The sequence below is a fragment of the Alteromonas sp. ABH4_454 genome, from assembly GCF_056311775.1.
In genome coordinates, this window is record NZ_CM149972.1 from 3,204,859 (window position 1) to 3,229,532 (window position 24,674).

34 protein-coding genes and 1 pseudogene are annotated in these 24,674 nt (G+C 41.1%); 31 read left to right on the forward strand and 4 right to left on the reverse strand.

Annotated elements, in window-relative coordinates:
* Positions 1-524: 524 nt before the first annotated feature.
* The 5 genes from ACYX4W_RS14010 (at position 525) to ACYX4W_RS14030 (ending at position 3,606) form a co-directional block, all read left to right on the forward strand.
* Positions 525-905, forward strand: a complete 381-nt coding sequence (locus ACYX4W_RS14010) for a hypothetical protein (RefSeq protein ID WP_476073584.1) — start codon at positions 525-527, stop codon at positions 903-905.
* Between the two features lie 63 nt (positions 906-968).
* On the forward strand, positions 969-1,409 hold the full coding sequence (locus tag ACYX4W_RS14015) for a hypothetical protein (RefSeq protein ID WP_476073585.1): 441 nt from the start codon (positions 969-971) through the stop codon (positions 1,407-1,409).
* 144 nt (positions 1,410-1,553) lie between these two features.
* Positions 1,554-2,033: a hypothetical protein gene (locus tag ACYX4W_RS14020; RefSeq protein WP_474806507.1), complete on the forward strand. Its 480-nt coding sequence runs from the start codon at positions 1,554-1,556 to the stop codon at positions 2,031-2,033.
* Between the two features lie 304 nt (positions 2,034-2,337).
* A complete protein-coding gene (locus ACYX4W_RS14025) occupies positions 2,338-2,925 on the forward strand; it encodes a hypothetical protein (protein ID WP_474806505.1) in 588 nt (195 codons plus the stop codon).
* Between the two features lie 174 nt (positions 2,926-3,099).
* Positions 3,100-3,606, forward strand: a complete 507-nt coding sequence (locus ACYX4W_RS14030) for a hypothetical protein (RefSeq protein WP_474806503.1) — start codon at positions 3,100-3,102, stop codon at positions 3,604-3,606.
* 430 nt (positions 3,607-4,036) lie between these two features.
* Here ACYX4W_RS14030 and ACYX4W_RS14035 read toward each other — a convergent pair.
* Positions 4,037-5,192 (reverse strand): annotated as a pseudogene (locus tag ACYX4W_RS14035) (IS110 family RNA-guided transposase).
* Positions 5,193-5,295: 103 nt separating this feature from the next.
* Here ACYX4W_RS14035 and ACYX4W_RS14040 point away from each other — a divergent pair.
* Positions 5,296-5,748 (forward strand): hypothetical protein, encoded by a 453-nt coding sequence (locus ACYX4W_RS14040; protein WP_476073586.1) that lies wholly within the window; start codon positions 5,296-5,298, stop codon positions 5,746-5,748.
* Positions 5,749-6,718: 970 nt separating this feature from the next.
* Here ACYX4W_RS14040 and ACYX4W_RS14045 read toward each other — a convergent pair.
* On the reverse strand, positions 6,719-7,873 hold the full coding sequence (locus ACYX4W_RS14045; RefSeq protein ID WP_476073587.1) for an IS110 family RNA-guided transposase: 1,155 nt from the start codon (positions 7,871-7,873) through the stop codon (positions 6,719-6,721).
* Between the two features lie 132 nt (positions 7,874-8,005).
* On the opposite strand from ACYX4W_RS14045, the gene ACYX4W_RS14050 reads away from it, so the two are divergent.
* The 8 genes from ACYX4W_RS14050 (at position 8,006) to ACYX4W_RS14085 (ending at position 13,011) form a co-directional block, all read left to right on the forward strand.
* Positions 8,006-8,413: a GNAT family N-acetyltransferase gene (locus ACYX4W_RS14050; RefSeq protein ID WP_474806495.1), complete on the forward strand. Its 408-nt coding sequence runs from the start codon at positions 8,006-8,008 to the stop codon at positions 8,411-8,413.
* Positions 8,414-8,540: 127 nt separating this feature from the next.
* On the forward strand, positions 8,541-8,837 hold the full coding sequence (locus ACYX4W_RS14055; RefSeq protein ID WP_476073588.1) for a hypothetical protein: 297 nt from the start codon (positions 8,541-8,543) through the stop codon (positions 8,835-8,837).
* 132 nt (positions 8,838-8,969) lie between these two features.
* The gene (locus tag ACYX4W_RS14060; protein WP_474806491.1) at positions 8,970-9,389 is read left to right on the forward strand and encodes a hypothetical protein; all 420 of its coding nucleotides are present in this window, start codon (positions 8,970-8,972) and stop codon (positions 9,387-9,389) included.
* Between the two features lie 358 nt (positions 9,390-9,747).
* The gene (locus ACYX4W_RS14065) at positions 9,748-10,056 is read left to right on the forward strand and encodes a hypothetical protein (RefSeq protein ID WP_474806488.1); all 309 of its coding nucleotides are present in this window, start codon (positions 9,748-9,750) and stop codon (positions 10,054-10,056) included.
* Between the two features lie 106 nt (positions 10,057-10,162).
* Positions 10,163-11,149, forward strand: a complete 987-nt coding sequence (locus tag ACYX4W_RS14070; RefSeq protein WP_474806486.1) for a hypothetical protein — start codon at positions 10,163-10,165, stop codon at positions 11,147-11,149.
* Between the two features lie 682 nt (positions 11,150-11,831).
* Positions 11,832-12,080 carry a hypothetical protein gene (locus ACYX4W_RS14075; protein WP_474806484.1) on the forward strand — a complete coding sequence of 83 codons (249 nt, stop codon included), beginning with the start codon at positions 11,832-11,834 and terminating at the stop codon, positions 12,078-12,080.
* A 16-nt stretch (positions 12,081-12,096) separates the two neighbouring features.
* Positions 12,097-12,528 (forward strand): hypothetical protein, encoded by a 432-nt coding sequence (locus ACYX4W_RS14080; RefSeq protein ID WP_474806482.1) that lies wholly within the window; start codon positions 12,097-12,099, stop codon positions 12,526-12,528.
* A gap of 117 nt (positions 12,529-12,645) precedes the next feature.
* A complete protein-coding gene (locus ACYX4W_RS14085) occupies positions 12,646-13,011 on the forward strand; it encodes a hypothetical protein (protein ID WP_474806481.1) in 366 nt (121 codons plus the stop codon).
* 97 nt (positions 13,012-13,108) lie between these two features.
* On the opposite strand, the gene ACYX4W_RS14090 is transcribed toward ACYX4W_RS14085, so the two are convergent.
* Together ACYX4W_RS14090 and ACYX4W_RS14095 are read right to left on the reverse strand one after the other, a co-directional pair.
* Complete coding sequence (locus tag ACYX4W_RS14090) at positions 13,109-13,390, reverse strand: type II toxin-antitoxin system RelE/ParE family toxin (RefSeq protein ID WP_474806477.1); 282 nt, start codon at positions 13,388-13,390, stop codon at positions 13,109-13,111.
* Positions 13,387-13,671 carry a type II toxin-antitoxin system TacA family antitoxin gene (locus ACYX4W_RS14095; RefSeq protein ID WP_013783738.1) on the reverse strand — a complete coding sequence of 95 codons (285 nt, stop codon included), beginning with the start codon at positions 13,669-13,671 and terminating at the stop codon, positions 13,387-13,389. Before ACYX4W_RS14095 ends, ACYX4W_RS14090 begins: the two co-directional genes overlap by 4 nt.
* Positions 13,672-13,864: 193 nt before the next feature.
* Here ACYX4W_RS14095 and ACYX4W_RS14100 point away from each other — a divergent pair, with 193 nt between their 5' ends.
* From ACYX4W_RS14100 to ACYX4W_RS14180, 17 genes are all read left to right on the forward strand, one after another.
* Positions 13,865-14,164 carry a hypothetical protein gene (locus ACYX4W_RS14100; RefSeq protein WP_474806472.1) on the forward strand — a complete coding sequence of 100 codons (300 nt, stop codon included), beginning with the start codon at positions 13,865-13,867 and terminating at the stop codon, positions 14,162-14,164.
* Between the two features lie 134 nt (positions 14,165-14,298).
* Positions 14,299-14,937 (forward strand): LysE family translocator, encoded by a 639-nt coding sequence (locus ACYX4W_RS14105; protein WP_474806470.1) that lies wholly within the window; start codon positions 14,299-14,301, stop codon positions 14,935-14,937.
* Positions 14,938-15,125: 188 nt separating this feature from the next.
* A complete protein-coding gene (locus ACYX4W_RS14110) occupies positions 15,126-15,344 on the forward strand; it encodes an addiction module protein (protein ID WP_163111832.1) in 219 nt (72 codons plus the stop codon).
* A gap of 3 nt (positions 15,345-15,347) precedes the next feature.
* Positions 15,348-15,644, forward strand: a complete 297-nt coding sequence (locus ACYX4W_RS14115; RefSeq protein ID WP_474806467.1) for a type II toxin-antitoxin system RelE/ParE family toxin — start codon at positions 15,348-15,350, stop codon at positions 15,642-15,644.
* Between the two features lie 118 nt (positions 15,645-15,762).
* Positions 15,763-16,119: a DUF2750 domain-containing protein gene (locus ACYX4W_RS14120; RefSeq protein ID WP_474806465.1), complete on the forward strand. Its 357-nt coding sequence runs from the start codon at positions 15,763-15,765 to the stop codon at positions 16,117-16,119.
* 127 nt (positions 16,120-16,246) lie between these two features.
* Entirely contained in the window at positions 16,247-16,594 is a 348-nt protein-coding gene (locus ACYX4W_RS14125) for a DUF6404 family protein (RefSeq protein ID WP_474806463.1), read from the forward strand.
* Between the two features lie 110 nt (positions 16,595-16,704).
* Entirely contained in the window at positions 16,705-17,070 is a 366-nt protein-coding gene (locus tag ACYX4W_RS14130; RefSeq protein ID WP_474806461.1) for a DUF7674 family protein, read from the forward strand.
* 369 nt (positions 17,071-17,439) lie between these two features.
* A protein-coding gene (locus tag ACYX4W_RS14135) for an IS3 family transposase (RefSeq protein WP_476073589.1) occupies positions 17,440-18,644 on the forward strand; the annotation gives its coding sequence in 2 pieces (ribosomal slippage) (positions 17,440-17,812 and positions 17,812-18,644; 1,206 coding nt in all).
* A 237-nt stretch (positions 18,645-18,881) separates the two neighbouring features.
* Positions 18,882-19,298, forward strand: a complete 417-nt coding sequence (locus ACYX4W_RS14140; RefSeq protein WP_476073590.1) for a hypothetical protein — start codon at positions 18,882-18,884, stop codon at positions 19,296-19,298.
* Positions 19,299-19,301: 3 nt separating this feature from the next.
* Complete coding sequence (locus ACYX4W_RS14145; protein WP_476073591.1) at positions 19,302-19,751, forward strand: hypothetical protein; 450 nt, start codon at positions 19,302-19,304, stop codon at positions 19,749-19,751.
* Positions 19,752-19,981: 230 nt separating this feature from the next.
* Entirely contained in the window at positions 19,982-20,218 is a 237-nt protein-coding gene (locus ACYX4W_RS14150; protein WP_474806453.1) for a hypothetical protein, read from the forward strand.
* Positions 20,219-20,429: 211 nt separating this feature from the next.
* On the forward strand, positions 20,430-20,969 hold the full coding sequence (locus tag ACYX4W_RS14155) for a TlpA family protein disulfide reductase (RefSeq protein ID WP_476073592.1): 540 nt from the start codon (positions 20,430-20,432) through the stop codon (positions 20,967-20,969).
* An 838-nt stretch (positions 20,970-21,807) separates the two neighbouring features.
* Positions 21,808-22,104, forward strand: coding sequence for a hypothetical protein (locus ACYX4W_RS14160; protein WP_476073593.1), 297 nt, complete (start codon positions 21,808-21,810; stop codon positions 22,102-22,104).
* A 551-nt stretch (positions 22,105-22,655) separates the two neighbouring features.
* Complete coding sequence (locus ACYX4W_RS14165; protein ID WP_476073594.1) at positions 22,656-22,970, forward strand: hypothetical protein; 315 nt, start codon at positions 22,656-22,658, stop codon at positions 22,968-22,970.
* A 200-nt stretch (positions 22,971-23,170) separates the two neighbouring features.
* Positions 23,171-23,440 carry a hypothetical protein gene (locus ACYX4W_RS14170; protein WP_474856858.1) on the forward strand — a complete coding sequence of 90 codons (270 nt, stop codon included), beginning with the start codon at positions 23,171-23,173 and terminating at the stop codon, positions 23,438-23,440.
* 95 nt (positions 23,441-23,535) lie between these two features.
* Positions 23,536-23,850, forward strand: coding sequence for a hypothetical protein (locus tag ACYX4W_RS14175; protein WP_474806445.1), 315 nt, complete (start codon positions 23,536-23,538; stop codon positions 23,848-23,850).
* A gap of 444 nt (positions 23,851-24,294) precedes the next feature.
* The gene (locus tag ACYX4W_RS14180; protein WP_474806443.1) at positions 24,295-24,663 is read left to right on the forward strand and encodes an MmcQ/YjbR family DNA-binding protein; all 369 of its coding nucleotides are present in this window, start codon (positions 24,295-24,297) and stop codon (positions 24,661-24,663) included.
* Positions 24,664-24,674 lie beyond the last annotated feature (11 nt).

Genomic DNA, 24,674 nt, shown 5'->3' on the forward strand with positions numbered 1-24,674 from the left:
TGGTGAACATGCTATTTTCATTTGCTATTTTTTTACTCTATTTGTCGCCAATTGCCTTTGTATTCCTTTACTCAAAATATGAATATCAGCATTCATTAGCGACCAGTTTTAAAAGGTGGAGAAACTCCAAGATTATTGGCATTGTATTCTTCACTGTGTTGACCTTTTTCATAGCTACAACTGAAGGGACTAGCTGGAGATTATCAACTTATTGGTATTTGCTATGGGAACCAGGTTTAAGTATTAGTCTTATCGTGTTTTCCAAACCTGCCAGTGAAATCATTGAAGGCTTTTCGTCACTAGATAATTTCGGCGAGGACTTTGGGCATATTTTAGGGTGGTTCGGCCTTTTATCCGTATCATGTGTATTTGGGATTGAAATTTTAAGACATAGCTAACAAACGCATAAACTCGCTCGCGGGCTCGCTGGGACAAAAACACGTAGGCTCCCTTCGCTTCGCTCAGTATTATAGCCTACGTATTTTTGCCCGTTATGCGGGCCGTTATGCGTCAAGGACACTTCTATGAGTAACCATGCTCAATATGGGTTTATAGCCATCCTACTGGGTTTATTAATGTGTTTCGCGTACCTTTCTTTCATGCCAAAAGAACAAGCACTCGTAGTGAATACAGTTAATCATGACCGGGTTATTTGTGGGTTAGCCACATGTGGTCACCATGCGATCATTTTAAAATCTAACACAGTGGTTAATTTAAACGGCGAAGACATTTTACTAAGCGAATTCATTTCTCGCTTGGGTAAAGGACTAGACCAATGTGAGGCTAGAACGCTATTTATTGCAGCAAATCCGGACTTAGACAGCGGGTTGGTAATCGAGCTTTCTAACTTAATCACCGCTAAGATTCCAGACATCAAAATTGGCTGGGGCAGCAATGACGCATAACAACTCAATAAACTCGCTCACTGCGTTCGCTGGGACGCATACACGCAGGGCGGCTTCGCCATTATGCCCTACGTGCCTGCGCCCGTTATTGAAAAGTTAGCTATTTTGGTGAACATGCTATTTTCATTTGCTATTTTTTTACTCTATTTGTCGCCAATTGCCTTTGTATTCCTTTACTCAAAATATGAATATCAGCATTCATTAGCGACCAGTTTTAAAAGGTGGAGAAACTCCAAGATTATTGGCATTGTATTCTTCACTGTGTTGACCTTTTTCATAGCTACAACTGAAGGGACTAGCTGGAGATTATCAACTTATTGGTATTTGCTATGGGAACCAGGTTTAAGTATTAGTCTTATCGTGTTTTCCAAACCTGCCAGTGAAATCATTGAAGGCTTTTCGTCACTAGATAATTTCGGCGAGGACTTTGGGCATATTTTAGGGTGGTTCGGCCTTTTATCCGTATCATGTGTATTTGGGATTGAAATTTTAAGACATAGCTAACAAACGCATAAACTCGCTCGCGGGCTCGCTGGGACAAAAACACGTAGGCTCCCTTCGCTTCGCTCAGTATTATAGCCTACGTATTTTTGCCCGTTATGCGGGCCGTTAGGTACTAGTGCTAAAGGAAACAACAAGGACGTATCAATGACCTATTATGAAATGTTATCAGTCGGAGTCGCATGTATCGCTGCTTTTATTAGCTTGGTTGTTTGGAATGGACAAAGAAAGCTGCAAAAAGAAAGTAACGAACTTCAAAAAGCCACTTCTGAACTGGCAAAGAAGCAGCTTGAGGTACTAGTTAAAGAAGATAATGCTAAATCATCGGCTAGGCTTAAATTAGACTTAATTTCATCAGGTCGCAGCCATAAATTTGTTGTCACAAATATTAGCTCGGTTGATGCTCTCAACGTAAACTTTCAACTATTATTGTCGCCAAATGATTCCAGTCCTTTAATAGCGTCAGACGTCGATGAAAAGCTTCCAGCACCTAAACTTCCACCTGGAAACAGTATTAGTCTTCTTGCAGCAATACATGATGGAACCCCACTGGCTTATAACGCCAAGTTAATGTGGACAAACCCTGATGGCAAAGTAATGAATGACAGTACGTATGTTTGTTTTTAATTCGCACCTAACAAAAAAATTAAGTTCGCCCGCTGCGCGGGCTGGGACGCAAACATGCGGGGCGGCTTCGCCATTATGCCCCACATGCCTGCGCCCCTTATTTAAAAGTTATAAGGCGTCAGCCTAAACTGCGTTTGGTTTTATACAAATCCTAGTGCAACTGCCCTCTCCTGTTTTCATAAGCATCGCTCTGGCTTGTGGTAGGTTTAAATCCGCCGCTCATAACTCAAAGGTGGTGTAATAGGCGCTTTATCACCAAGTTATTAGTTGAACCTCGCAAGCGCCATTACACTCGATAGCTTAAATGGCGGCTAGATTCGGTCAAATCAAAAACATCACCGCACAGTCGTTTTGCTTGTTTGTGTTAACAATCAATCGTATGCTGGCTTCAACAGTTTTTAAAAAGACCAAAGGAACTGGCTCTGCTTATAACAAGGCGCTCAAGACCACTCCCTTCGGTCGCTCGGACGCATTTACGCGGGGCGGCTTCGCCATTATGCCCCACGCAACTGCGCCGCTTAGCTTAATGTTAGGTACTTCAATGATTGTCAAAGGCTTTCAAATTATCGGCTTACTATTTCCTATCTTTGTAGTCGCGCTTGGTAAGTACTTTTTTAGAGATATATCTGCCGATACGCCTCTTTATACTGGTGCTGCGGTAACTATGGGATTTTTCGGTATGCTTGTTATAGTTTTTGCGGTGTATTCCACTACCGTAATTCCTACTTCATTGATATTGCTTGAAAAGCAGAATAGAGAGCACTTTAGGTTTAAATCTGTCGGTTGGCAGGCAGTACTGTATTTTAATTGGGCCGTTATAGCTATTTGTGGTCTTTGTGTTTTTTTAGTTGCAGTGCTTAGTTTCATTAAAACTCTCATGTGGTTTTATTGAAGGACTCTCAGTCTCCGATGTAGCCAAAACAAATATGGCTCTTTTAGACACGTACCTAACAAAAAAATTATGTCGCCCGCAGGCGGGCTGGGACACAAACAGGCAGGCGGCTTCGCCATTGTACCCTGCCTGTTTGTGCCCCATATTTAAGTGTTATAACCACAAGGAAGGTTCGTGGAAGAATTCTCACCATTTATATCAAGCATCATCGGTTCTGTTTCAACAATCGGTATTATCAGTGGAATCGCATTTTTTTGCCGAAAGTGGCTTTTAGAAAGAGTAAAAGCATCAATAAAGCACGAATATGACTTAAAAATGCTTGAGATAGAAAGTCAAAAGGAAATAAGACTTAAAGGCGAAATCGTTTCAGAGCTTTTAGCTGAGTGGATAAGAAAAGAAGGTAAACTTGACTACAATCTTTTAAACAAGCTTTCCTTTCAGGCATACATTTGGCTTCCAAGAGACTTAGCTGAAGATTTATCTAGTTCCCTCGCACACCAAAAGGGAGCGAAAGACGTTCGATTACTTTTAAAAGATATTCGTACTTACCTTCAAGGCGAAGATGATGGCCTTGAGTCAAAGCATGCTATTGTTTTCGATGAACCTGACATATACAACCGTTCTTTACACAACAGTCAGGTTACAAGTAGTGCGAAAGCAAAACCTAAACCTTTGCGGTAAGTGCTTATAACAAACACATTAAGCCGCTCGCAGGCTCGCTGGGACAGTAACACATGGGCTCTGTCGCTTCGCTCGGATTCTAGCCCATGTGTTACTGCCCCTTATGTGGGTGTTGGTATGACTCCCTTTGTCAACCCTGAGCGAGTGCATCCCTGACATTCTTTCAGTCCATAATTAGCTTTGTTTCTCACTTAAAATAAATGAGCTAACGCACCGGATGAGGCAGTAATGTCGTCGGTTGGTATGCTGGTATTCGTAGATTACTTATTCATTGAATAAGCAGAGCTGACCTTACGTGTTCCGCCGTAGCACCTTCTCATCAGTCTATGCTCGTGGGTCAATCACGAATAAGTGATTGCCATCATAACGCCCTCGTAGGTTGTGCCACATTCCGCGGCCTGATCCGAATGCGTTAGCTCAAACTCGTTTATCATGCAGGTACTCGGCTCAGTCTTAGTTTTGGGTTAACCGGTGTAAGTACCACTTCCTTTGCAATAGCCCAGATGTATGCCGCCATTTCTCTAGCTATTGCGGTAATAATTAAATTGTAGTGTTTTCCCTTTTTACTCATGCGCTGATAGCGTTTGCACAAACGCAATTGTGCTTTCCAGGCAATATCAACGATGTCTTTAGGTAAGCCTTCCTGCCTTAACTGTAATTCGGTAGAGACATTGGCCGGATAACGATAGCTGTGTGCACCTTCAATCAGTAAACGCCTTGCTCTTCCATTTCCCGCTTTAGTAATGGCGCCTAAGTGTCGCTTTCCACCTGATGATTGTTCACTGGGAACTAAGCCCAGATAAGCCATGAGCTTTCTAGGATGGTCGAAGCGGTGTAAATCACCGAGACTCTGCCACCACACCAACAGCAACGAGCAATCGAACGCCTCGCATCGCCTGAACGGCTTTCACTACTGGATAATAACGCCATTGATGTACATGGTGGGTTAACTCATTGTCGAGCCTTTCCAGTCGCAGGATACGTTCCTCAATGGTTTGCAGTTGTTCCTGCAAGACAATTTGCTGGGCTGGATGAGGTAAAATAAGTTCGGTGAGCCAGCGCAGATGCTTCTTCGACCAGTTGGCAGTGCCTTCATAACGTATGTTGTTGCGAAGTAATAAGGCTTTGAGTTGATACTTTGCTTCTTTTAAATCCTTCATTGCGGCTTCTCGAGCTCGAGATAAATCCCGCACAGCTTCATCTTCCGGTTCGGGCACATAGATGGGTGTAAGGTCTTCAGACTTTAGCGACCTAACGAGTTTAAGCGCATCTCGGCGGTCGGTTTTAATTCGCTCTCCTGGCTTTTTGGGAATAAGAGACGGAGCAACTACATAGCAACAATGCCCAAGACTGGTAATGAGACGATAAATCCAATAACCACATGGCCCTGCTTCGTAAACAACGTGAAGTGTTGCACCAGGGTATTTAGATTCAAACTGGCGGAGCAGCTTTTTGACACTGACCTTAGATGAGGGAATGCGCCCATAATGAACCGGGGCTGCACCTCGCTGTTCTTCACAATAAGCAACCTCATGAAACTCTTTATGCGTATCCAACCCTATAAAAATCATGCTATGTTTGTTCATGCTAGCCTCCAAATTGATTTAGTATTGAACAAACTAATTATGGCTCTGGCTGAAAAGTTAACCCACGAAAATGCGGGGGCTAGCACTTTTACAGGGAGTCATTGTGTCTATGCATCAAAGTGAAATTATGAACCGTACCCCTATTCCTTCTGACCCATTTAATAGGCAATATATTTATAAGGGCGTAGTGTTTCATTGGTCACTGGCTACTGGATTCGTTTATCTAATTTGCTTAGCTATCAGCAAAGCCAGCCCCATTAGCATAGTGTTGCTTATTCCATCTAGTGTCGTTCTTTTTTTATGCATCAATGGTATTACTAACGACTTTGAGTTTAAAACCCTTTACAAAAAGCTGGGCTGGTATAGGAAATACACTATTGTTACTTTCTTATTAGGGGTGTTATTTGGTATTTCATGCGTTTTTGAGGCTAGCGCAGATTTCGCGGTCATTATCGCTTTTCCTGTTTTCGCCAATGGATTGTTTTTGTGGCCTTTGGTAACAACTAATACATATGTAAAAAACTACACTAGGTTGTTTGGGGCTTTTGATGCATAACAACCCAATCAACACACTCACTACGTTCGCTGGGACGCAGACATGCGGGGCGGCTTCGCCATTATGCCCCACATGTCTGCGCCCGTTATTGGAAAGTTATGCGTCTCTTTAAGCTCAAAGGATTGAATCATTAAAATATTGATTTCGTTGTTCACTGAAGTTCAAAGCACTCCAATTCTGTTCAAATTTCAGCATCGCTTAAATGCACTAACTAATTTGCTCTTATTGGTATTTGCTTATTTTCCTTGGCCAAACGCGACCTATGAACTGAATGGTAACAAACTTGATTACACAGAGTTCTGGCTATCGGGAATGGCTCCTAGCTTATTGGCATTTAACATTCTTGTTCTTTCAATCTGTTTTGGAACCATGAATCATCGGCGTTGGGCTTTGTGGGGCGTTTTTATATACTGGTCAGCAATCATTGCCTTCCTGTCGTTCTATAGTATTTTAGGTTTTGTAATTGGCGCTTCTATTATCATAATCTGGGCATTGTTTTTATTTCGCAATCAAAAAATACAGTTGTATTTTGCACCGCGTAACGCATAACAAACCGTTGTAGTCGGTCGCAAGCTCCCTGGGACAATAACACGTGGGCTCAGTCGCTTCGCTCCAAATTTTAGCCCACGTGTTATTGCCCCTAAGCGGGGTGTTGGTATGACTCCCTTTGTCAACCCTGAGCGAGTGCATCCCTGACATTCTTTCAGTCCATAATTAGCTTTGTTTCTCACTTAAAATAAATGAGCTAACGCACCGGATGAGGCAGTAATGTCGTCGGTTGGTATGCTGGTATTCGTAGATTACTTATTCATTGAATAAGCAGAGCTGACCTTACGTGTTCCGCCGTAGCACCTTCTCATCAGTCTATGCTCGTGGGTCAATCACGAATAAGTGATTGCCATCATAACGCCCTCGTAGGTTGTGCCACATTCCGCGGCCTGATCCGAATGCGTTAGCTCAAACTCGTTTATCATGCAGGTACTCGGCTCAGTCTTAGTTTTGGGTTAACCGGTGTAAGTACCACTTCCTTTGCAATAGCCCAGATGTATGCCGCCATTTCTCTAGCTATTGCGGTAATAATTAAATTGTAGTGTTTTCCCTTTTTACTCATGCGCTGATAGCGTTTGCACAAACGCAATTGTGCTTTCCAGGCAATATCAACGATGTCTTTAGGTAAGCCTTCCTGCCTTAACTGTAATTCGGTAGAGACATTGGCCGGATAACGATAGCTGTGTGCACCTTCAATCAGTAAACGCCTTGCTCTTCCATTTCCCGCTTTAGTAATGGCGCCTAAGTGTCGCTTTCCACCTGATGATTGTTCACTGGGAACTAAGCCCAGATAAGCCATGAGCTTTCTAGGATGGTCGAAGCGGTGTAAATCACCGAGCTCTGCCACCACACCAACAGCAACGAGCAATCGAACGCCTCGCATCGCCTGAACGGCTTTCACTACTGGATAATAACGCCATTGATGTACATGGTGGGTTAACTCATTGTCGAGCCTTTCCAGTCGCAGGATACGTTCCTCAATGGTTTGCAGTTGTTCCTGCAAGACAATTTGCTGGGCTGGATGAGGTAAAATAAGTTCGGTGAGCCAGCGCAGATGCTTCTTCGACCAGTTGGCAGTGCCTTCATAACGTATGTTGTTGCGAAGTAATAAGGCTTTGAGTTGATACTTTGCTTCTTTTAAATCCTTCATTGCGGCTTCTCGAGCTCGAGATAAATCCCGCACAGCTTCATCTTCCGGTTCGGGCACATAGATGGGTGTAAGGTCTTCAGACTTTAGCGACCTAACGAGTTTAAGCGCATCTCGGCGGTCGGTTTTAATTCGCTCTCCTGGCTTTTTGGGAATAAGAGACGGAGCAACTACATAGCAACAATGCCCAAGACTGGTAATGAGACGATAAATCCAATAACCACATGGCCCTGCTTCGTAAACAACGTGAAGTGTTGCACCAGGGTATTTAGATTCAAACTGGCGGAGCAGCTTTTTGACACTGACCTTAGATGAGGGAATGCGCCCATAATGAACCGGGGCTGCACCTCGCTGTTCTTCACAATAAGCAACCTCATGAAACTCTTTATGCGTATCCAACCCTATAAAAATCATGCTATGTTTGTTCATGCTAGCCTCCAAATTGATTTAGTATTGAACAAACTAATTATGGCTCTGGCTGAAAAGTTAACCCACGAAAATGCGGGGGCTAGCACTTTTACAGGGAGTCATTGTGTCTATAAGCCTTACCAGAGTTGAGTTATGGAAATTGAAATCTCGTCTGATAAAACGAAGCTCAATGTTGAGTTAATTCATCGTTTCTTGTCTCAAGAGTCGTATTGGGCGAAAGGCCGTTCCTTAGAAACAGTGGTTAACACTATCCAAAACTCGTTTTGTATTGCAGCCTATTCAAAGGGACGTCAGGTTGCATTTGCAAGGGTAGTAACAGACTATTGTACTCATGCATACATCATGGACTTCTTTACCTCAGATGGTCTGCGTAATACGGGAATTGGTAGTTCATTGTTAACGGCATTACTTGATGCGCCAGAGTTGTCTGCAGTAAACAAGTTCAGTCTAAGTACAGACTCAGCTTCGCAGTTTTATCGTCGGGCGGGTTTTAAACCAGTTGCGAAATCAATATTAGCTTGGGAGCGGGGCGGCTTATAACAAACGCATTAAATCGCTCGCAAGCTCGCTGGGACGCTAACACATGGGCTGCGTCACTTCGTTCCTATTTTAGCCCATGTGTTATCGCCCTTTATGCGGGTGTTAGAAGTGCCAGAAGGATCTGCAAATGTCTTATTACAACTCCACTATTTTAAAGACCGCTGCAAAAGTCTCTTTTTTACATATTTCTTGGCTTGTTGCCCTAATTGGAATTCCGATTGTATTTTTTAGGGATGGCTTAGACTTAGTAGAGAAGTCATTATTGTTTAGTGGATTATTGTTCTTTTTCTGGTTTGTATATTTACTTTTTTGCATTACATTTCATAGGCTAAGTATGCGAAATGAACATAACAGATTTGGCTACCTTGCAAAGGATGACCTCGAAAAAGGCAGAGAAGTTGGTACACATTTGGAGGGTTGGTAGCATGGCACTTCTAACAAAACGCTCAAGCTCACTCCCTCCGGTCGCTGGGACGCCTATACGCGGGGCGGCTTCGCCATTATGCCCCACGCATTTGCGCCCCTTAGCTTAAAGTTATACATTCGGAGAGTATTCGTGCCAGATATCGCGTCAATTGGTGCCGCTTTAGCGAGCATAAAAACAGCTACAGACATTGCAAAGCTAATTAAAGAAAGTGGTACTTCGCTGGAGCAGGCTGAAGTAAAGCTGCAAATAGCAGATTTAATAAGTAGCCTTGCAGATGCAAAAATTGAGCTCGCGGAACTTCAAACAGAAATGAATCAGCTCAAGGATAAACTGAATCAAAGGGCATCACTCAAATGGGTGAAACCTTATTATATGATTCAAAGTGGCGATGAAGTGGAAGGCCCATTTTGTCCAAGCTGTTACGATAATAATGAAAAAATGATAAGGCTACAGGGATCTGGACGTAATGGATGGTCCTGTCTAACTTGCAAAGGGTTTTACAAAGACTCTGAGTATGTACAACCACCACCAATTAGGGCTAGCAGATAAATGTATAACAAAACGCTCAAGTTCGCTCCCTCCGGTCGCTGGGACGCCTATACGCGGGGCGGCTTCGCCATTATGCCCCACACATTGTATGTCTGTCATTTTATAGACGAAAAGTGGTGTATATTCAGCGCAAATGTATATCAAGGTAGTTTTTAGCAATGCCACATAACAAAAAAATTAAGGCACTCACTTCGTTCGCTGGGACGCATACACGTGGGCTGCTTCGCATTATAGCCCACGCGTCTGCGCCCCTTATTTAAAAGTTAGGAGACAAGGGAATGTTGCAGTATAAAAGGATTTTTATGTTTACCCCTTTATCAATTCTTTTGCCCGCATTGAGTGTGGCGATTTGGTTTTAGTGTTTAGTCGTTTTGGGATCGCTACTACTGCTTTTTCATTCTTGGCTACGTCGTATATTGTAGGTGGCGCTTTAACCTTTGTGGTTTTCTGGTGGTTTGCTACAGGTGTAAATAAAAAGCCATATTTGCATGCGTTTGTGATGTATGTTTGCAGTTTTTTAATATCAACTTTCGTACTTATGTTGTTTGCTGGCGGTGGTTATATTTCTACTGATTTAGCCTTTGACGCTTTAATTTCAATTATGGTTATGTTCGTAGCAACCAAAGTCGGCTATAAAAACAAGGAGGTATCAAGCTATGTCTCCTAACAAAAAAATAATGTCGCCCGCAGGCGGGCTCGGACACAAACAGGCAGGCGGCTTCGCCATTATAGCCTGCCTATTTGTGCCCCATATTTAGGTGTTATCTGCAAGAATGAAAAGCATACTTTATTTCGTTGTTTTAATTGTATCTTTTGGACCATCTGCGATTTTACTAACCCTTGGGGTTATATTTAGTCCCGTTTGGCTCTACCAGCTATTCGAGAGTAAAATGGCAACGCTGATCCCCTTCCTAATAGTATTAGCTGGTCTTTTAGGCTTTTGGGGGATGCTCGCACTTAACAACCTGACACTTTATCCGCATAAAACAGATACTCCGCCTAATCGATTAATTGTTTATCTATCTTTAGGCTGTATAGCGTCATTTACTGCAACTGTTTTTGCGGCATATATAGATTGGCTTTTTGCTATTGCTATGTTTCTACCAATTCCAGTAACCGCTTGTCTTACATATTGCAATAGAGCATATTTCCATAAGCAGGTTTGCAGCAAGGATGTTTCTATGAAAAAGTTTATCTTAATTTTTTTCCTAATTGCACACACAGTAGGGGCCCAAACTCTCTATCCAAGCGAACATGAAACACAAGCCGGCAAAGCCGAGCTAAATTCATTTTTGGTGTATTGCGATGATGATTGTTATTTCACTATGTTCTTAAAGGTCCAAAGACTAGATTTTGAATCGTCAAATGAATCAGGGGCTATGTATCGGGTTTGGAACGAAAATAGAGACCAATATATTCTATTCGGTATCGACGCAAATAAAACAAAAAAAGAACCTCAAATTACCATCGTATCTTCGAAGGATGGTAAAAAGCTCATTCTAGGAACATCAGAATTGGAGGCATTCGAAGGATTTAGGTTTGAATGGAAGGATGGATTTTACGAGTTAAAAAACCTAAGAAGTGTTCCTTATGATAATTACTCAAAAATAGAAGAGAGTGGATTAGGATTCAAAGGGAACTTGGACTTTAAACCACATTCTATCGAATATTTATTTTTAGGAGCCAAGCTTACACAGTTCGTCGATGCTACTTCGCAAAATATTAACCCTGAATGGAAAAAGGTTGGTAGTGGCAGCTAACAAGTCAATAAACCCGTTCGCTGGGACGCATACACGCGGGGCGGCTTCGCCATTATGCCCCACATGTCTGAGCCCGTTATCGAAAAGTTAGGCGTCATTTACTTACAGCATTTAAAAGTAGGTTCAACCGTGACATTTCAGCACCAAGGTTGTTTCGCTAGGTTGTCTTTGCGATTAGCTTTGTCAGTTGTTCAAATGACTTTAGCAACGTGCTTTTCATCAACATCGAAACGCCAACATTCAACGCTACAAGTTGTCTAAACTAGCTCTTTTATCCAGCAATGTCGTTAACATCTGGCATTTCGCACAAGGTTGTTTTATCTTAAATTCAATAATTTAAATAAGTGGTCGTATCGGCTAGTGGTGGCAGCAAAGCTGCGTACTTATCTTTGTACGCCTAACAAAACGCTGTTGGCACTCCCTCCGGTCGCTGGGACGCTAACACGTGGGCTGGCTCGCTTCGCTCGGATTTTAGCCCACGTGCTAGCGCCCCAAAGCTTAGCGTTATAAGGCGTCAGCCTAAACTTCGTTTGGCTTTATAAAAATCCCAGTGCAACTACCCTCACCTGTTTTTACCTGCATCGCTTTGGCTTTTGGTAGTTTTAATGTCGCCGCATTAACTTCAAAGGTTGCGCATTAGGCGCTTTATCACCAAGTTCTTATTTTGAGTCAGTAAGCGCCAATGCGTTTGGCAGTTCAAATGGCGGCTTGCTTCTGCCAAATCAAAAACATTACTGCACAGTCGTTTCGCTTGTTTGTGTTAACAATCAATCGTATGCTGGCTTCAACAGTTTTTAAAAAGACCAAAGGAACTGGCTCTGCTTCTAACAAAGCGCTAAAGACCGCTCCCTTCGGTCGCTCAGACGCATTTACGCGGGGCGGCTTCGCCATTATGCCCCACGCAACTGCGCCGCTTAGCTTAATGTTATAATTTAGGGGTGATTTTAATGAAAAGGACGTTTCTTACAGTTATCTCGGTTAGCCTAATTTTATATAGCAGCTATACGATTGGGAAGACTATCAAGAGTACAGAGTATGAATTTATTGGACACTGGATTTTCAGTAAGGCAGAAACAATTGAAAGCTTTGAAAATTCAGAAATGAGTGAAGAAGAAGTTCATAAATTCTCAAAGATATTAAAAAATCAGGAAATAGTAATATCTGACGGCCTATATTCTGTTTATCCAAGTAGAGGAAACCCCATAAGAACTCATTTCTCGCTAATAACTCCACCGGATGATGAAGGCTGCTTTGTCCTTCAATTTGAAGACACAAGAATACCTCTGGATATACAACAAAATACATTCTGTATCAGAGAGGGGAAACTTCTATTGCCCGCTCCAAAGGGCGCAGAGGAAGTCTATAATAGAAAATTATAACAAACACATTAAGTCGCTTCGCTGGGACAGTAACACGTGGGCTCTGTCGCTTCGCTCGGATTTTAGCCCACGCGTTACTGCCCCGTTATGTGGGTGTTATGTTTTTCAGGGAAACATGTGTACTTAGGTGATTGGGATAAGGCAATAGTAAGGAGCTTGCTGACATCTAGTTTACTATTGCCAGCGATCTTTCTTATCGGCGCAGATAACTTACAAAGTTCCGAAATCCCCGGATTAATAGCAACTTTTTCGCTCTATATTGGAGTTTTCCTACTGGTATCTATAGCAGGCTGGTTAATTATCGGGTTTCCAGTTCACTGGCTGGCTTGTAAGTACAAAAAAACAAACTATTTGTTTTACATGGTTTTGCCAGTAACATTTACACTGGTAAGTGCCACTACTAACGGCCCTTGGATACTTGGCGTAATTGCTTCGGTTCAGGCTTTAATATTTCGGTATGTTGTTTTTAAAAACAAAACATAACAAAAAAATCAAGCTCGCCTGCTGCGCAGGCTGGGACGCAAACACGCGGGGCGGCTTCGCCATTATGCCCCACATGCCTGCGCCCCTTATTTAAAAGTTAGTTGCCTACAGGAAATTTTTGCTTTTGGTGTAAAACTCGAAGAATGTGAATAATGTCGTCTTTTATGAAATATGAAACAATCATTGAAACCTCTGGAATTATTAACAGTCTTCCCGGTATACCCTCTCTCTCCACTCCCATACGAGGTTGCTGGTTCAAGTTTTCAACTTTCTTCTCAATTATTGCATCAGTTTTTTCTGCTGCTAATGGGTTAAATTCGTATAAAAACTCGAAAATAGCCTCACGATCGTCCAACGAACTTTTTTCCCATAAGATCATTTTTTGGCTTTATTCCTAATTTTCATTTTTCGAGCTTCCATGTCCAAGTTCGCTTCTTCATGACTGACAAACTTGCTTTGCCCACTCTCTAATTTACTGAACGCAGCATTAACCTCTTCAGTAAGCCACTGATCATGAGTAATTATTTTTCGTTGCTGTTCAGCGAGTTCTTCCGTAAGCTCTCTACAAGCGTCACTTAAAGTGCGTCCTTGGCTTTCGGCCATTATCTGAGCTAGCCGTTTAGTTTCTTCATCTACTCTAAACTGAATACGGGTATCCATGGTAAACTCCTTATGAAATGTACACACAAATGTTAGCACACCTATTGAATTTACGGCAACTAACAAACGCATTAACTCAGTCGCTGGCGCTCCTTGGGACAAAAACACGTAGGCTCCTTGCGCTTCGCTTTGTATTGTAGCCTACGTATTTTTTTCCGTTATGCGGGTGTTATGTGCTAAAGAGAAAGCTTAGATGGATCTATTTTTTGCAAATCTGGTAACAATTGTATTCTTCATTACAGGGTATAAGCTCATTGAAAAAGCAGTTTTTCCAATGCCCTCCACTCTGCTGAAAATTGCACTCTATTCCCTTTTGATCTTCTGCTGTTTAGGCATTGCTTCGATTCTTTTTGCAATTGCTATCGGACTCTGGTTACCAGATACATACCCAGTCACTTTTTCATACAAAGCGCTGTTTATTTGTCCTATTATTACCATCTACTTTTTATTTAAAATGATGCAAAACAGAAGGCTTGTTTCTGCACGCACATAACAAGCGCATTAACACTCGCTGCGCTCGCTAGGGACAAAAACACGTAGGCTCCCTGCGCTTCGCTTGGTATTGTAGCCTACGTATTTTTGCCCCTTATTTAAAAGTTATGCGGAATTCACATAGGAGTAATATCAATGTTCGATTATAGCTTGGCGCATTGGGCTGCATTTTTTATTTCTGCTCTTGTATTAAATCTCTCGCCAGGTCCTGATATGGCTTATATCGTGGCTCAAACAGCAAAAAGTGGAAAGCGAGCAGGTTTTTTTGCCATGTTCGGTGTCTGGAGTGGTGCATTTATTCATGTCATTTTTTCTGTTATCGGACTATCCGCTATTTTAGCTACGTCAGCTACCGCATTTACTGCCGTAAAGTGGGTGGGCGCTCTCTATCTCATTTGGTTAGGGATTCAGGCTTTGCTTTCTAAAGGAGCCAACTTGGCTACAGGAACATCGGAGCCTGCGATGAGCGACATCAAAATTTTAAAACATGGCCTGCTAGTGTCGGTGTTAAACCCCAAGGTCGCCATATTTTTCCTCGCATTTTTGCCTCAATTTGTTGTTGTGGGCTCTGGCCCAGAAAGCGCGCAACTTCTTTTGCATGGCATACTAATAATCGTAGTGGCCGCGTTTATCGAAATACCGATTGTTTTAATTGGCGCTAGACTAAAGGACTTGCTAAATACTCGCCCTAGTATCGGTAAATGGTTGGACAGAACATTAGGAACTTTGTTTATTTCATTAGGTATCAAGTTAGCCCTGAGCGAAAGAGGTTAAAGCCATTTGGCATAACAAGGCGCTTAACTCGTTCCCTTCGGTCACTGGGACACAAACACTGCGCCGCTTCGCGATTGTCGCGCAGTATTTGTGCCCGTTAGCTTAGCGTTACCCGCTACTTGTAAATCCAGCCTTTCACTTCTCTTTTTTAGTGGTAATATCAAATCATACCCAATGGGAGTTATTTTATGTCTGATGCATTAAAAGTGATGCTTGAAAATATCGAGCAACTCAGTACTAAAGAGAAAGCACTTGCTGCCCACTGTCTTTTAACGGCTATGGATACCAAGATTGATAGCGATGTGGAATCCGAGTGGGTAAAACTTGCAGAATCTCGCAGCGCAGAGCTAGAGTCTGGTGCGGTAAAAAGCATTAGTTGGGAAGAGATAGAAAAGGATCTTAATTAAAAAATGCTACCTGTTTCCTTTCACCCAGAGGTTAAAAGGGAAATAAAAGAGTCGTTTGATTGGTATCAAGAACAGTCATTGGGGTTGGGTCACGAATTTACTCAAGAACTCAAGGAAGCCATCGATTCAGTTAGCTCTTTGCCATCGGCATGGACAAAAATGGGGCAAACTCATCGACGCTTTGTCTTAAGCAGGTTCCCATACTCTATTATTTATAAAATTATCGAAAACAGGGAAGTTAGTGTGGTAGCTATTATGCACAACCACCGAAAACCAGGGTATTGGCACGAACGCGGCTAACAAGACGCTCAAGCCACTCCCTCCGGTCACTGGGACGCTGCCATGTGAGCTGACTCACTTCGTTCGGATTATAGCCCACACGCTAGCGCCCCTTAGCTTAAAGTTAGGAGACAAGGAAATGTCAGCAGGCGTCACACAAGCAAACAAATTTTACGAAGAAGTCGCAGCGACTCAAATAGTTTGGTTTGGTTGCCTCCCAAACGAAATACTCTTAGAGTTTGTTGTTGGTGACAACAAAGTATCTTTGCCCCTATGGTCTTCCAAATCTAGAATCGACAGGCTTAAAAAACTGAATCCTGAACTGCTCGGAGACGTAGAAGCACGAAGTGTTAGCTGGGCACAATTTAAGGAGGACTTCTTACCTATCCTACAGGATGATGAGAAAGTAGTGGGAGTAAATCTTTCTGGGAAAAATCTTACAGGCATCGACATACCCGCATCACTTTTAGTTAAGCAAATAGAGGCATTTGGGTAATGTCTCCTAACAAAAAAATCAAGTTCGCCCGCTGCGCGGGCTGGGACGCATACACGCGGGGCGGCTTCGCCATTATGCCCCGCATGTATGCGTCCGTTATTGGAAAGTTAGCTACAAGGAGTAAAAATTGTCTTTTCAGGATAAATTAAAAAGTGCTCACAAAGAAATGGATGAAGCCGGTATAAAGAAGTCAAACTATAATTCACCTATTTTGGTATTATTTAGAAAGCTAGGGCTTAATATTAAACCATTGCAGTACTATTCATTTTCACAGAGTTTTCTCATCACCGCAGTCTGGTTTGGAATAGTTTGGGGGTTGTTAATGTGGTTTACAACTTGGCAGTCTTCAAATATATCAGGACGGCTTGCACTTGCAGCAAGTATTTGTCCGGGCGTATTGTTTGGTTTATTTATGGCGTTCTATTATCAGCGCTGCTCAAAAAAGCACAATTTAAGCAAATGGGAGCAATTGTAGCTAACAAAGCCATAATGATGGGACGCAAAAAGCTTGGCTGCGCTCATTCTTCGCTAGTATAGCCAAGCTTTTATGCGCCCCATATTGCGGCGTTAGCTACTGGGAAATCAATGGCTAAATCAGAAATAAAACGATTCTTAAAAGAGATCCGCACTAAGTTTCCTGACGTTGTTCCTCTTATGGAAAAACATGAGAGTTGGGCGCTTACATTTCTAATGGAAGAGTTCGCAAATTTGACAACTATTTTGTTAAACCAAGGCGACTTAGAAGAAGCACTAGAACAGTTGCAGTACATGAGCGAGAAACTAGATACTGCAACCAAGGCGGAACTCGAGTACATAGATATATATTATACAGAGCACTTATTCTGGAAAGGTACCAAAGAAGGCATTGAACGTGGCTGGCCTCTCGTACCAGATAATCTCAGAAAATTGTACTTGGACTCTCATGGTAAACCACCTAGGGTAGTCGTTTAAAAATGCACGCACCTAACAAAAAATCAAGTTCGCCCGCTGCGCGGGTTGGGACGCTAACACGCAGGACGGCTTCGCCATTATACTCTAAAGAAAAGCGCTCTTTAGCTTAGTGCTATCACGATAAGGAACATCACTATGCTTGTTACACCGAAAAATATAAAATCAACAACTATAATGTCAGTCGTAATGGCATTAACGCTTTTTTTCATGCGTGGCTTTTATTCAGAAGTCGAGATAACTCCTATTAACTTAATGCCTTACTTGCTATCAGCTTTTTGTGGCGTTGTTTTAGCTTTTTTATACTTATCTCTTTTCCCTGACCCATCCTAAATAGCGTTGACACTTTTCAAACTTAATTTGGAGAGTGTAATGAAATCAAATAGCAAAAGAACTCAACGCGATTATTCCCTCGCTTTTAAACTGGCCGTTGTAGACCAAGTTGAAAAAGGCGAATTCACATATAAACAAGCACAAGACCACTACGGAATTCAGGGGTGTTCAACGGTTTTAGTTTGGCTTCGTAAGCATGGTCGTTTAAATTGGACGGATGGTACACCTGAGTTTCTTAAACGAGGTAACTGCGTGGATAAGTCCAAAGTAGAGTTCACTCCAGAACAGCGTATTAAGGCACTGGAGAAAGAGCTTGCTGATACGAAAATGAAAGCTGATTTCTTTGAAGCCGTCGTGAATGTTCTTGAAACTGATTATGGAGTAAGCGTTGTAAAAAAGCGCAAAAGAAAGTCATCCAGGAAAAAGTGATAGACGGGGTTTCCGTAGCCAAAGCTTGTCGTTATCTGAATATTTCTCGCCAGGCCTATTACCAACATTGTGCTCGTTCAATCAAGCGCGAAGCGCATGAGGCTAGAGTCATTCAATTCGTACGTCATGAGCGAATGATTCAACCTCGCATCGGTGCTAGGAAATTACAGTATCTTCTTGCGCTCGTAAAAATAGATATTGGTAGGGATCATCTCTTTAATTTACTAAGAGAAAGGCGTCTATTAGTGCCTACAAAGCGTGCCTATCACAAAACAACGAACAGTCATCATCGGTTCCGCTGTCATCCCAACCTTATTAAAGCGGGGTTAAAAGCGGATAAACCCAATCAGCTATGGGTAGCGGATATCACGTACTTACCGACGCGAACTGGAGAGAGTTATGTGAGTCTCATTACAGATGCTTATTCGCGGAAGATTGTGGGCTATCAGGTCGACGATAACATGCGAACGCAGTCAGTAAAGCAAGCATTTACTCGAGCGCTTAAACAAAAAAGTACAAACGAAAAACTCGTACATCATTCTGACAGAGGTATACAGTATTGCTCAGAAGAGTATCAAAAACTCCATAGAAAACATGATGTACAGTGCTCAATGACAGATGGCTACGACTGCTATCAAAACGCCCTTGCAGAGCGGATAAACGGTATTCTTAAAAATGAATACTTACTCCATAAGCCAAGAGATTTAGAAGAAGCGAGAAAGATGGTTGCAGAGTCAGTAACAATCTATAATGGTAGGAGGCCACATCTGGCTCTTAAATACAAAACGCCCGATGAAATACATCGGGCGTTTTAACCGAAATAAGTGTCAACCTATTTCAGGACTAGTCACCCAAGTCAAAGGAAAAATAGTTTTCTCACATTTTTCATACCCGGTGTTGCCTTAATAATCGTAATGTTTCTAACGGGATTAGCTAATTTATGGCTAATAGATGAGTTAACGTTTATGTTAGCTTTTATATTTGGTGGACAAGAAATTTCAAAGCCTATTGAAAAATCGTTATAACAAGGTGTTACGTTCAAGGAAAAATTGGTGGACTATCAAGCGAATACAGGACGTTTTAGCGAAATTATAGTTGGCATCGTGAAGACATCTATCTCACTTATCTTCTTTGGATTAGTTTTAATTATTTTTGTTAAAGGTGAAGCTTCTTTTACCGCAGCAATAGGTATTTTAGCTTCAAGCTCTCTAGGCATATGGTTTGCGTTGCTTTCATACAGGCTGCTTTTTCATAAACCTAAAAAATATGGTGGTTTAATATCTCCTTTGGCGCTAAAGTTTTGGTGTGTCGTATTCGGACTATTCTCGTCAGTATTTTTGTTGCTCGGTATTTTAGAGTTAAACACCAAAGCAGTATTTAGCTCTATTATCATGCTTCCTGCATGTTTCTACGGCTGGCAATTAGCGAATAAAAGGCAGCGACGCAGTGGCATAAATATAAGGAAATAAATTATGAAAAATGTTGTTTTAGCGTTTATCTTTTTACTTGCTGGTTGCACTTCCACAACCTCGCTTACTACATCTGCATTCTCAGATACAATGGAAATAATAAAGGCTGCTGCAGATTCAGCGCCTAAAGGTGTACCTGGACAATACACTCTTCAAATAGTCGCAACTGGTAGCCAAGGGCAATATGTCTATTTAAATACTGAAAAAGACTATCGTGATCAGAGAGCAGTAACCGTCGCTTTACACCCAAAAGTAATTGCACAATTAACCGCTAAATATGGAATGCCGCCGCAAGAATATTTTTTAAATAAAGCAATAGTAGTTAATGGTGAAGCACAGCGGGTTGAGATTGCATTTTTATCAGACGGCAGACCTACCGGTAAGTACTATTACCAAACACATGTAAGAGTAATGGACATATCGCAACTGAAGGTTGTGGACGAACATGCCTAACAACAATTAAGCTGGCCTGCTTCCACAGGCTGACACGCATAAATTCGGGGCGGCTAACAGTTGGCTTTATATAAAACCAACTAGGCACGGGACAGCTAGAGCTTTGCTCAATTCCGCGTTGCTTCAGAGTTTAGCCGTTGTGGCCTCGTCATTAGAAAGTTATACGAATAAATGTGAAACATAAGAAAATCATTGGTAACCTAAAAGCTCTATTCAAATAAGGAAGTTCTATGAAAAGCCGTACAAAAATAGTTTTATCAGCATTTGCTTTTACATCTGTAATAAGCTTGCAGTCCTTTATCCTGTATCAGCAAAATCAAGCAAATAGTACTCTACATGGCAAAGTTGACAGACTTCAGAGTCAAATTGAGCAAACAAGCAAAGCTAATCAAGATCTTCTCTTAAAAATAGAAAGCTTAGAAAGTAATTTAGAGCTTAAACCTCGTAGCCTTCTTTCTATGAATTAATTGGCTCTTTGAATAACAACCTAATCAACCTACTGCTTTCTTGCGTTAGGTTGTTATATGCCAGCAATTTTTACAAGTCGCACAATCAAATGGAAATATTTGATTTATCTATTCGCGTTTGTGTTGTTAGAGGCCGCAATTGCTTAGAATATAGCTCGCGAAAGGCGCTCGCTATTAGAAAGTTATATACGGTGACAGTTAGGAGGTCATTATGAAGAAGGGTTTATTACTATTATTGCTTATTTTCTCAAACTGCTCTTGGAGTCAGACATACGAAGAGAAAATTGCTGCATCTAAAGCGTTTATTGGAAAGCCTGTGCAAGAACACACTTTTTATACTTTAGATAAACAACCAATTACCTTCCAAAACCTAAAAGGCGAAGCTGTAGTCGCTTACTTTTTCGCATCTTGGTGTTCTCCGTGTTATGAAGCGCTAGAGAACTTAAACAAAGCAATCGAAACTACCCCACCAACTGTTCACGTTGTTGCAATTTCTTTAGACGGGGATTGGGCTAGCCTAGAAAGAATGTTAGCAAGAACGGGCTACACTGGTGAGGTATGGAAATCTGCTGACGCAGAGTTAGCATTTCGAGAGCGCTTATTTGCTAATTTTACCAGCTCTCTGCCTCATATTATTCGGATAGATGCGCAAGGAATACTTATTGAAGGCGGTTCAAGAGTAAAATCCTTTGACCAATGGACAGCGCTCATCAATCAAGACGCTTCTATAAGTAAAGCCAGTGGTATTTAACAAGTAGGCAAGTTCGTCCACTCCAATATGTCCCCTTTGGTCGTCTTCGCCTTTATACCCACGAACGGGCGCCCATAATTTGAAAGTTATTGGCTATACTGGGAAATTTAACAACGAGACATAGCATGCCAAGTAAATGTAACGCGAATTCAACTTCGAAGTGAAAAACAAAGTTCTAACTATATAAGTTTCTCAGCCTTGAAAAAAAACCAGCAGACCACACTGATATTTCAACGACTAATTCAAGGATGAAGAAATGCCACAAATAAATAGTTTGTTTAAAGAAAAATCGATAGTAGCGGTTCTAGCTTTGTGCATTTTTTCATTTGGGACTTACGTTGTTTATCACCTGTGGCAGTTAACTGAAATACTGAATTCGACAATAAAAAGCCACATTTCAAAGGCATTTACATCCACTGCAATTTCGATTCACATACTTTCGTTACTAGGACTCGCTTACTATTTTCTGTTCCCTGCACCAGCAGCGTTACTCGTTACGGCTAAGGTTCTTCATCTAATATCCGCAGTTTTCCATATTGTATGGATTATCAAAGTTAGAAATAGAATCAACAGGATAAACAAAGCGTCAAAAGGCAATTACTTGTGGCTAGACCCATTTCTTAGCAGCTTTTTTCACGTCATCTACTTTCAATACAAAATAAACCAATCTATAGCTTCTGGTATCTCTGGCAAAACTGCGATATAACAATTAAAACACGTCGCTCGCGGTATCAAAGGGACACAAAAGCGGCGGTTCTAGTGCTTCGCTTTGATTAAAGAAAGAATTAATATATGCGCCCTTTATTTAAGAGTCGTGCGCACAGGAGGTTACAATCACATGGAAAGTTTCATCCCGTTATTTTTAATATCTATACTTATTTTTCTCCAAATAAAAAAATTTAGAGATATGTGTAAATATTTATCTTTCACCTACCCAGAAGAATGGGAAAAATTATCCCGCAACTCTTTAAGCGTTTCTCAATGGCCTGTTACAAGTGCAAATTTAAATGAATCTCTCAAAACAGGTTTTTTTTCAACTGTAGCCGATGAAAAAATAAGCCATTTTAAAAGGTTTAGATTAATAAATATGTGCTTGATGGGAACAGTGATATTGCTACATTTTATTCTCTTTTAACGGCACCAATAACGCATAGCAACCTATTAACAGAACCTTATGCGCTGTTAGAAAGTGAAGGCTGTCAAAAAGCAGTTTTTTATGAATGGATATATACAAAAAAGGGATACTAATCTTTTACATTTTATTTGGCTTAATTCTATTGGTGCTTTCGGCTTTCTTCTATTCCTTTTAATAAGAACTAAAAGCGGAAAAGTATTGTCTGCACAGCTTAACCCGCAAGGAGAGTAATAATGGGTGTTACTAACAATAATTCCTTTAAAGTAGTAATTTTTATAATCTCGGTTTTGTTTTCTGGCTTGCTGTTAGAGCTAGCCGGGCTAAACGCATCTCAAGCCAATATATTATCACTCTCAACGTTTTCACTGCCTGTATTTATCATCTTTGGAATCTGCGTTAACTGGATGTACAACTCTGCTCGTCTGCTTAGCATCCATTATTTGCAAAAACAGACTCGTGAATAACGGCTTCACTGAATTTAATAATAGTGCCGCACTGCCTCAGTCGTTTACTGAAATCGATAGCGCACAGCGAGTTAATGGAAGAAACTTATGATGAAACTAATACCTTACTCTGATTTAAAGCCCAGGAACTTGGGCATAATTCTATTTTTTGCGCGTTTGTTAGCTTATGTCGGTTATTTCTTTATAGGTATAGCCCTTTTAGCTTTCGCTTCCGAAATTTATAATTATGCATTTCCAAGTATACCGGTTGGAGGCCAAGGAGAAACTTATCATGCAGACACGTACAAAATGGGATTAATTTTTCTTGTTTTTGCTTTAGTTATATTTTTCGTATCTGCTCTATTTGCTGCACTTGTTTCTTGGGAGGCTTCACTCACACGCCCAAACGACCGCGAAATATAAAAGTTCAGGTTACTTATAGTTTGATATTGTCGTATAACACACCGTTAAGAATTGCTGTTAAAACTGTATATAAATGATGACAGGGATTATTTATTCATCATTGACGCTATTAAGGCTTAGCAGCTGCAACAAAGCTCAACGCCTGCTTTGTTGTAATATTATGATGAAGCACAGTATTCATACCAACACATGGAAGTATTATGATAAAAAATGAAATACCGGCTAGGATTATTCTCACTTTCTTTGCAATAGCTCCAATATATTTAGCTGCTGGCTATTTTCAATCAGACAAGCCATTTGTTGCTGTGTCTATGCTTCTAATCTCAGTATTGTTTTTGACCGCTCAGGTGAACATCAAACAATTTTTGGTGTCGGAAAAGAAGCCAAAAGCGAAATTAGTTTTTTTACAAATATTTATTGCTGTAATATCGTTGGCACTACTGGCAGCAAAGCTATTAGGTTATACGTGATGCTTTTCAATTTGTACGTGATTTGATAAACAGTTTGTTTAAGCAAGTTTAGAAGAACTATATATCTAATCTTTCAAAGCTTTAAAAGGATTTTCATGAAGTTTTACCCACACTCAAAGATAAAAACGGATAACCTTCCTACCCTACTTTTCGCTGCAAGAGCCACGAGTGTTCTTGGTTATATCTTTTCGTTGCTGACTATTTTGCTTTGGGTTTCTAGTATATTCCTTGGGCCAAGAACTATGTATGGCGATTCAAATAGCCCAATTTTTTCAGCGTATTGGGATGGCGCGAGAAGTATAGCGTGGCTTTTTAGTGCAGGTACAGTATCTACTGCCCTGTTTTGTTTTATTGTCGGCGGATTGTGTGCAGCGGTTGTGTCTTTTGAATATAAATACACTAAGTCGTAGGTCAAACAACACAAGTCCAGGTCTTGATTTTATAAAAGTCCAAATTATGAGAAAAGTACAAACCGTTTTTGCTGCTATTTTACTATTAGGGTTGCTGTCTGGGTGCACTGCACTTGATGTTGAGCCCTGGACTGCTGAGGAGGTTCTAGGTGACGTGATTTCTTCAACAATTACCGGAAATAAAGTGTCTAGTGGTAACCGCTCTAAGTGCAATCAAATAAAAATGCAATGCCCAGCAGCTAATTATAGTGAAAGGTATGTAAATGGTGAAATAAGTTGCTCGTGCAGAAGTTAAATGGAAAGCAGTTGTCTTATTCACACCAAGGTTTGGCATTTGGGCAGAACTTTTATCGCGTTTAGTGTATTGGGTGTTTCTAACAAGAGGTTAAGGTGGATTATGAAGCACAATAACCGCTAGTTAACTTCTTCAATAAATAGAATGATATGACAACCGTTGAATTCAATCTTTTTTGCAAAGCGCTACCCCATACTACCCATGTTGTTCAATGGGGAAACTCAGATGTATGGAAGATAGGTGGGAAAGTTTTTGCTATAGGGAATACTGGTAAAGACGGGCACCCTGCTTTTACCTTTAAAACGTCTGAGCAAAATTATTATTTTCTGGAAGAAAAGCCTGGCTATAGGCCTGCGCCCTATCTTGCTAGTCGTGGAATGAAGTGGATACAGCAGTACAATTGTGAGAGCGATGAAGATGAAGCGTTAGAATATTATTTAAGCGCATCATATAAACTTGTATCGTTAGGGTTAACCAAGAAAATGCAAAAAGAGCTTGGTTTAAATCAACCTCAATAAAAGGTGCTTAC

Bases quoted from the DNA above. Each gene is read 5' to 3' on its own strand.
- ACYX4W_RS14075 (WP_474806484.1), top strand. From the start codon at position 11,832: ATGCGTTTGGCAGTTCAAATGGCGGCTTGCTTCTGCCAAATCAAAAAC.
- ACYX4W_RS14160 (WP_476073593.1), top strand. From the start codon at position 21,808: ATGGAAAGTTTCATCCCGTTATTTTTAATATCTATACTTATTTTTCTC.
- ACYX4W_RS14020 (WP_474806507.1), top strand. From the start codon at position 1,554: ATGACCTATTATGAAATGTTATCAGTCGGAGTCGCATGTATCGCTGCT.
- ACYX4W_RS14100 (WP_474806472.1), top strand. From the start codon at position 13,865: ATGGATCTATTTTTTGCAAATCTGGTAACAATTGTATTCTTCATTACA.
- ACYX4W_RS14180 (WP_474806443.1), top strand. From the start codon at position 24,295: ATGACAACCGTTGAATTCAATCTTTTTTGCAAAGCGCTACCCCATACT.
- ACYX4W_RS14110 (WP_163111832.1), top strand. From the start codon at position 15,126: ATGTCTGATGCATTAAAAGTGATGCTTGAAAATATCGAGCAACTCAGT.
- ACYX4W_RS14055 (WP_476073588.1), top strand. From the start codon at position 8,541: ATGTCTTATTACAACTCCACTATTTTAAAGACCGCTGCAAAAGTCTCT.
- ACYX4W_RS14070 (WP_474806486.1), top strand. From the start codon at position 10,163: ATGAAAAGCATACTTTATTTCGTTGTTTTAATTGTATCTTTTGGACCA.
- ACYX4W_RS14025 (WP_474806505.1), top strand. From the start codon at position 2,338: ATGGCGGCTAGATTCGGTCAAATCAAAAACATCACCGCACAGTCGTTT.
- ACYX4W_RS14150 (WP_474806453.1), top strand. From the start codon at position 19,982: ATGAAAAGCCGTACAAAAATAGTTTTATCAGCATTTGCTTTTACATCT.
- ACYX4W_RS14175 (WP_474806445.1), top strand. From the start codon at position 23,536: ATGAAGTTTTACCCACACTCAAAGATAAAAACGGATAACCTTCCTACC.
- ACYX4W_RS14145 (WP_476073591.1), top strand. From the start codon at position 19,302: ATGAAAAATGTTGTTTTAGCGTTTATCTTTTTACTTGCTGGTTGCACT.
- ACYX4W_RS14155 (WP_476073592.1), top strand. From the start codon at position 20,430: ATGAAGAAGGGTTTATTACTATTATTGCTTATTTTCTCAAACTGCTCT.
- ACYX4W_RS14045 (WP_476073587.1), bottom strand. From the start codon at position 7,873: ATGAACAAACATAGCATGATTTTTATAGGGTTGGATACGCATAAAGAG.
- ACYX4W_RS14130 (WP_474806461.1), top strand. From the start codon at position 16,705: ATGGCTAAATCAGAAATAAAACGATTCTTAAAAGAGATCCGCACTAAG.
- ACYX4W_RS14120 (WP_474806465.1), top strand. From the start codon at position 15,763: ATGTCAGCAGGCGTCACACAAGCAAACAAATTTTACGAAGAAGTCGCA.
- ACYX4W_RS14015 (WP_476073585.1), top strand. From the start codon at position 969: ATGCCCTACGTGCCTGCGCCCGTTATTGAAAAGTTAGCTATTTTGGTG.
- ACYX4W_RS14010 (WP_476073584.1), top strand. From the start codon at position 525: ATGAGTAACCATGCTCAATATGGGTTTATAGCCATCCTACTGGGTTTA.
- ACYX4W_RS14080 (WP_474806482.1), top strand. From the start codon at position 12,097: ATGAAAAGGACGTTTCTTACAGTTATCTCGGTTAGCCTAATTTTATAT.
- ACYX4W_RS14050 (WP_474806495.1), top strand. From the start codon at position 8,006: ATGGAAATTGAAATCTCGTCTGATAAAACGAAGCTCAATGTTGAGTTA.
- ACYX4W_RS14105 (WP_474806470.1), top strand. From the start codon at position 14,299: ATGTTCGATTATAGCTTGGCGCATTGGGCTGCATTTTTTATTTCTGCT.
- ACYX4W_RS14115 (WP_474806467.1), top strand. From the start codon at position 15,348: ATGCTACCTGTTTCCTTTCACCCAGAGGTTAAAAGGGAAATAAAAGAG.
- ACYX4W_RS14165 (WP_476073594.1), top strand. From the start codon at position 22,656: ATGATGAAACTAATACCTTACTCTGATTTAAAGCCCAGGAACTTGGGC.
- ACYX4W_RS14090 (WP_474806477.1), bottom strand. From the start codon at position 13,390: ATGATCTTATGGGAAAAAAGTTCGTTGGACGATCGTGAGGCTATTTTC.
- ACYX4W_RS14095 (WP_013783738.1), bottom strand. From the start codon at position 13,671: ATGGATACCCGTATTCAGTTTAGAGTAGATGAAGAAACTAAACGGCTA.
- ACYX4W_RS14170 (WP_474856858.1), top strand. From the start codon at position 23,171: ATGATAAAAAATGAAATACCGGCTAGGATTATTCTCACTTTCTTTGCA.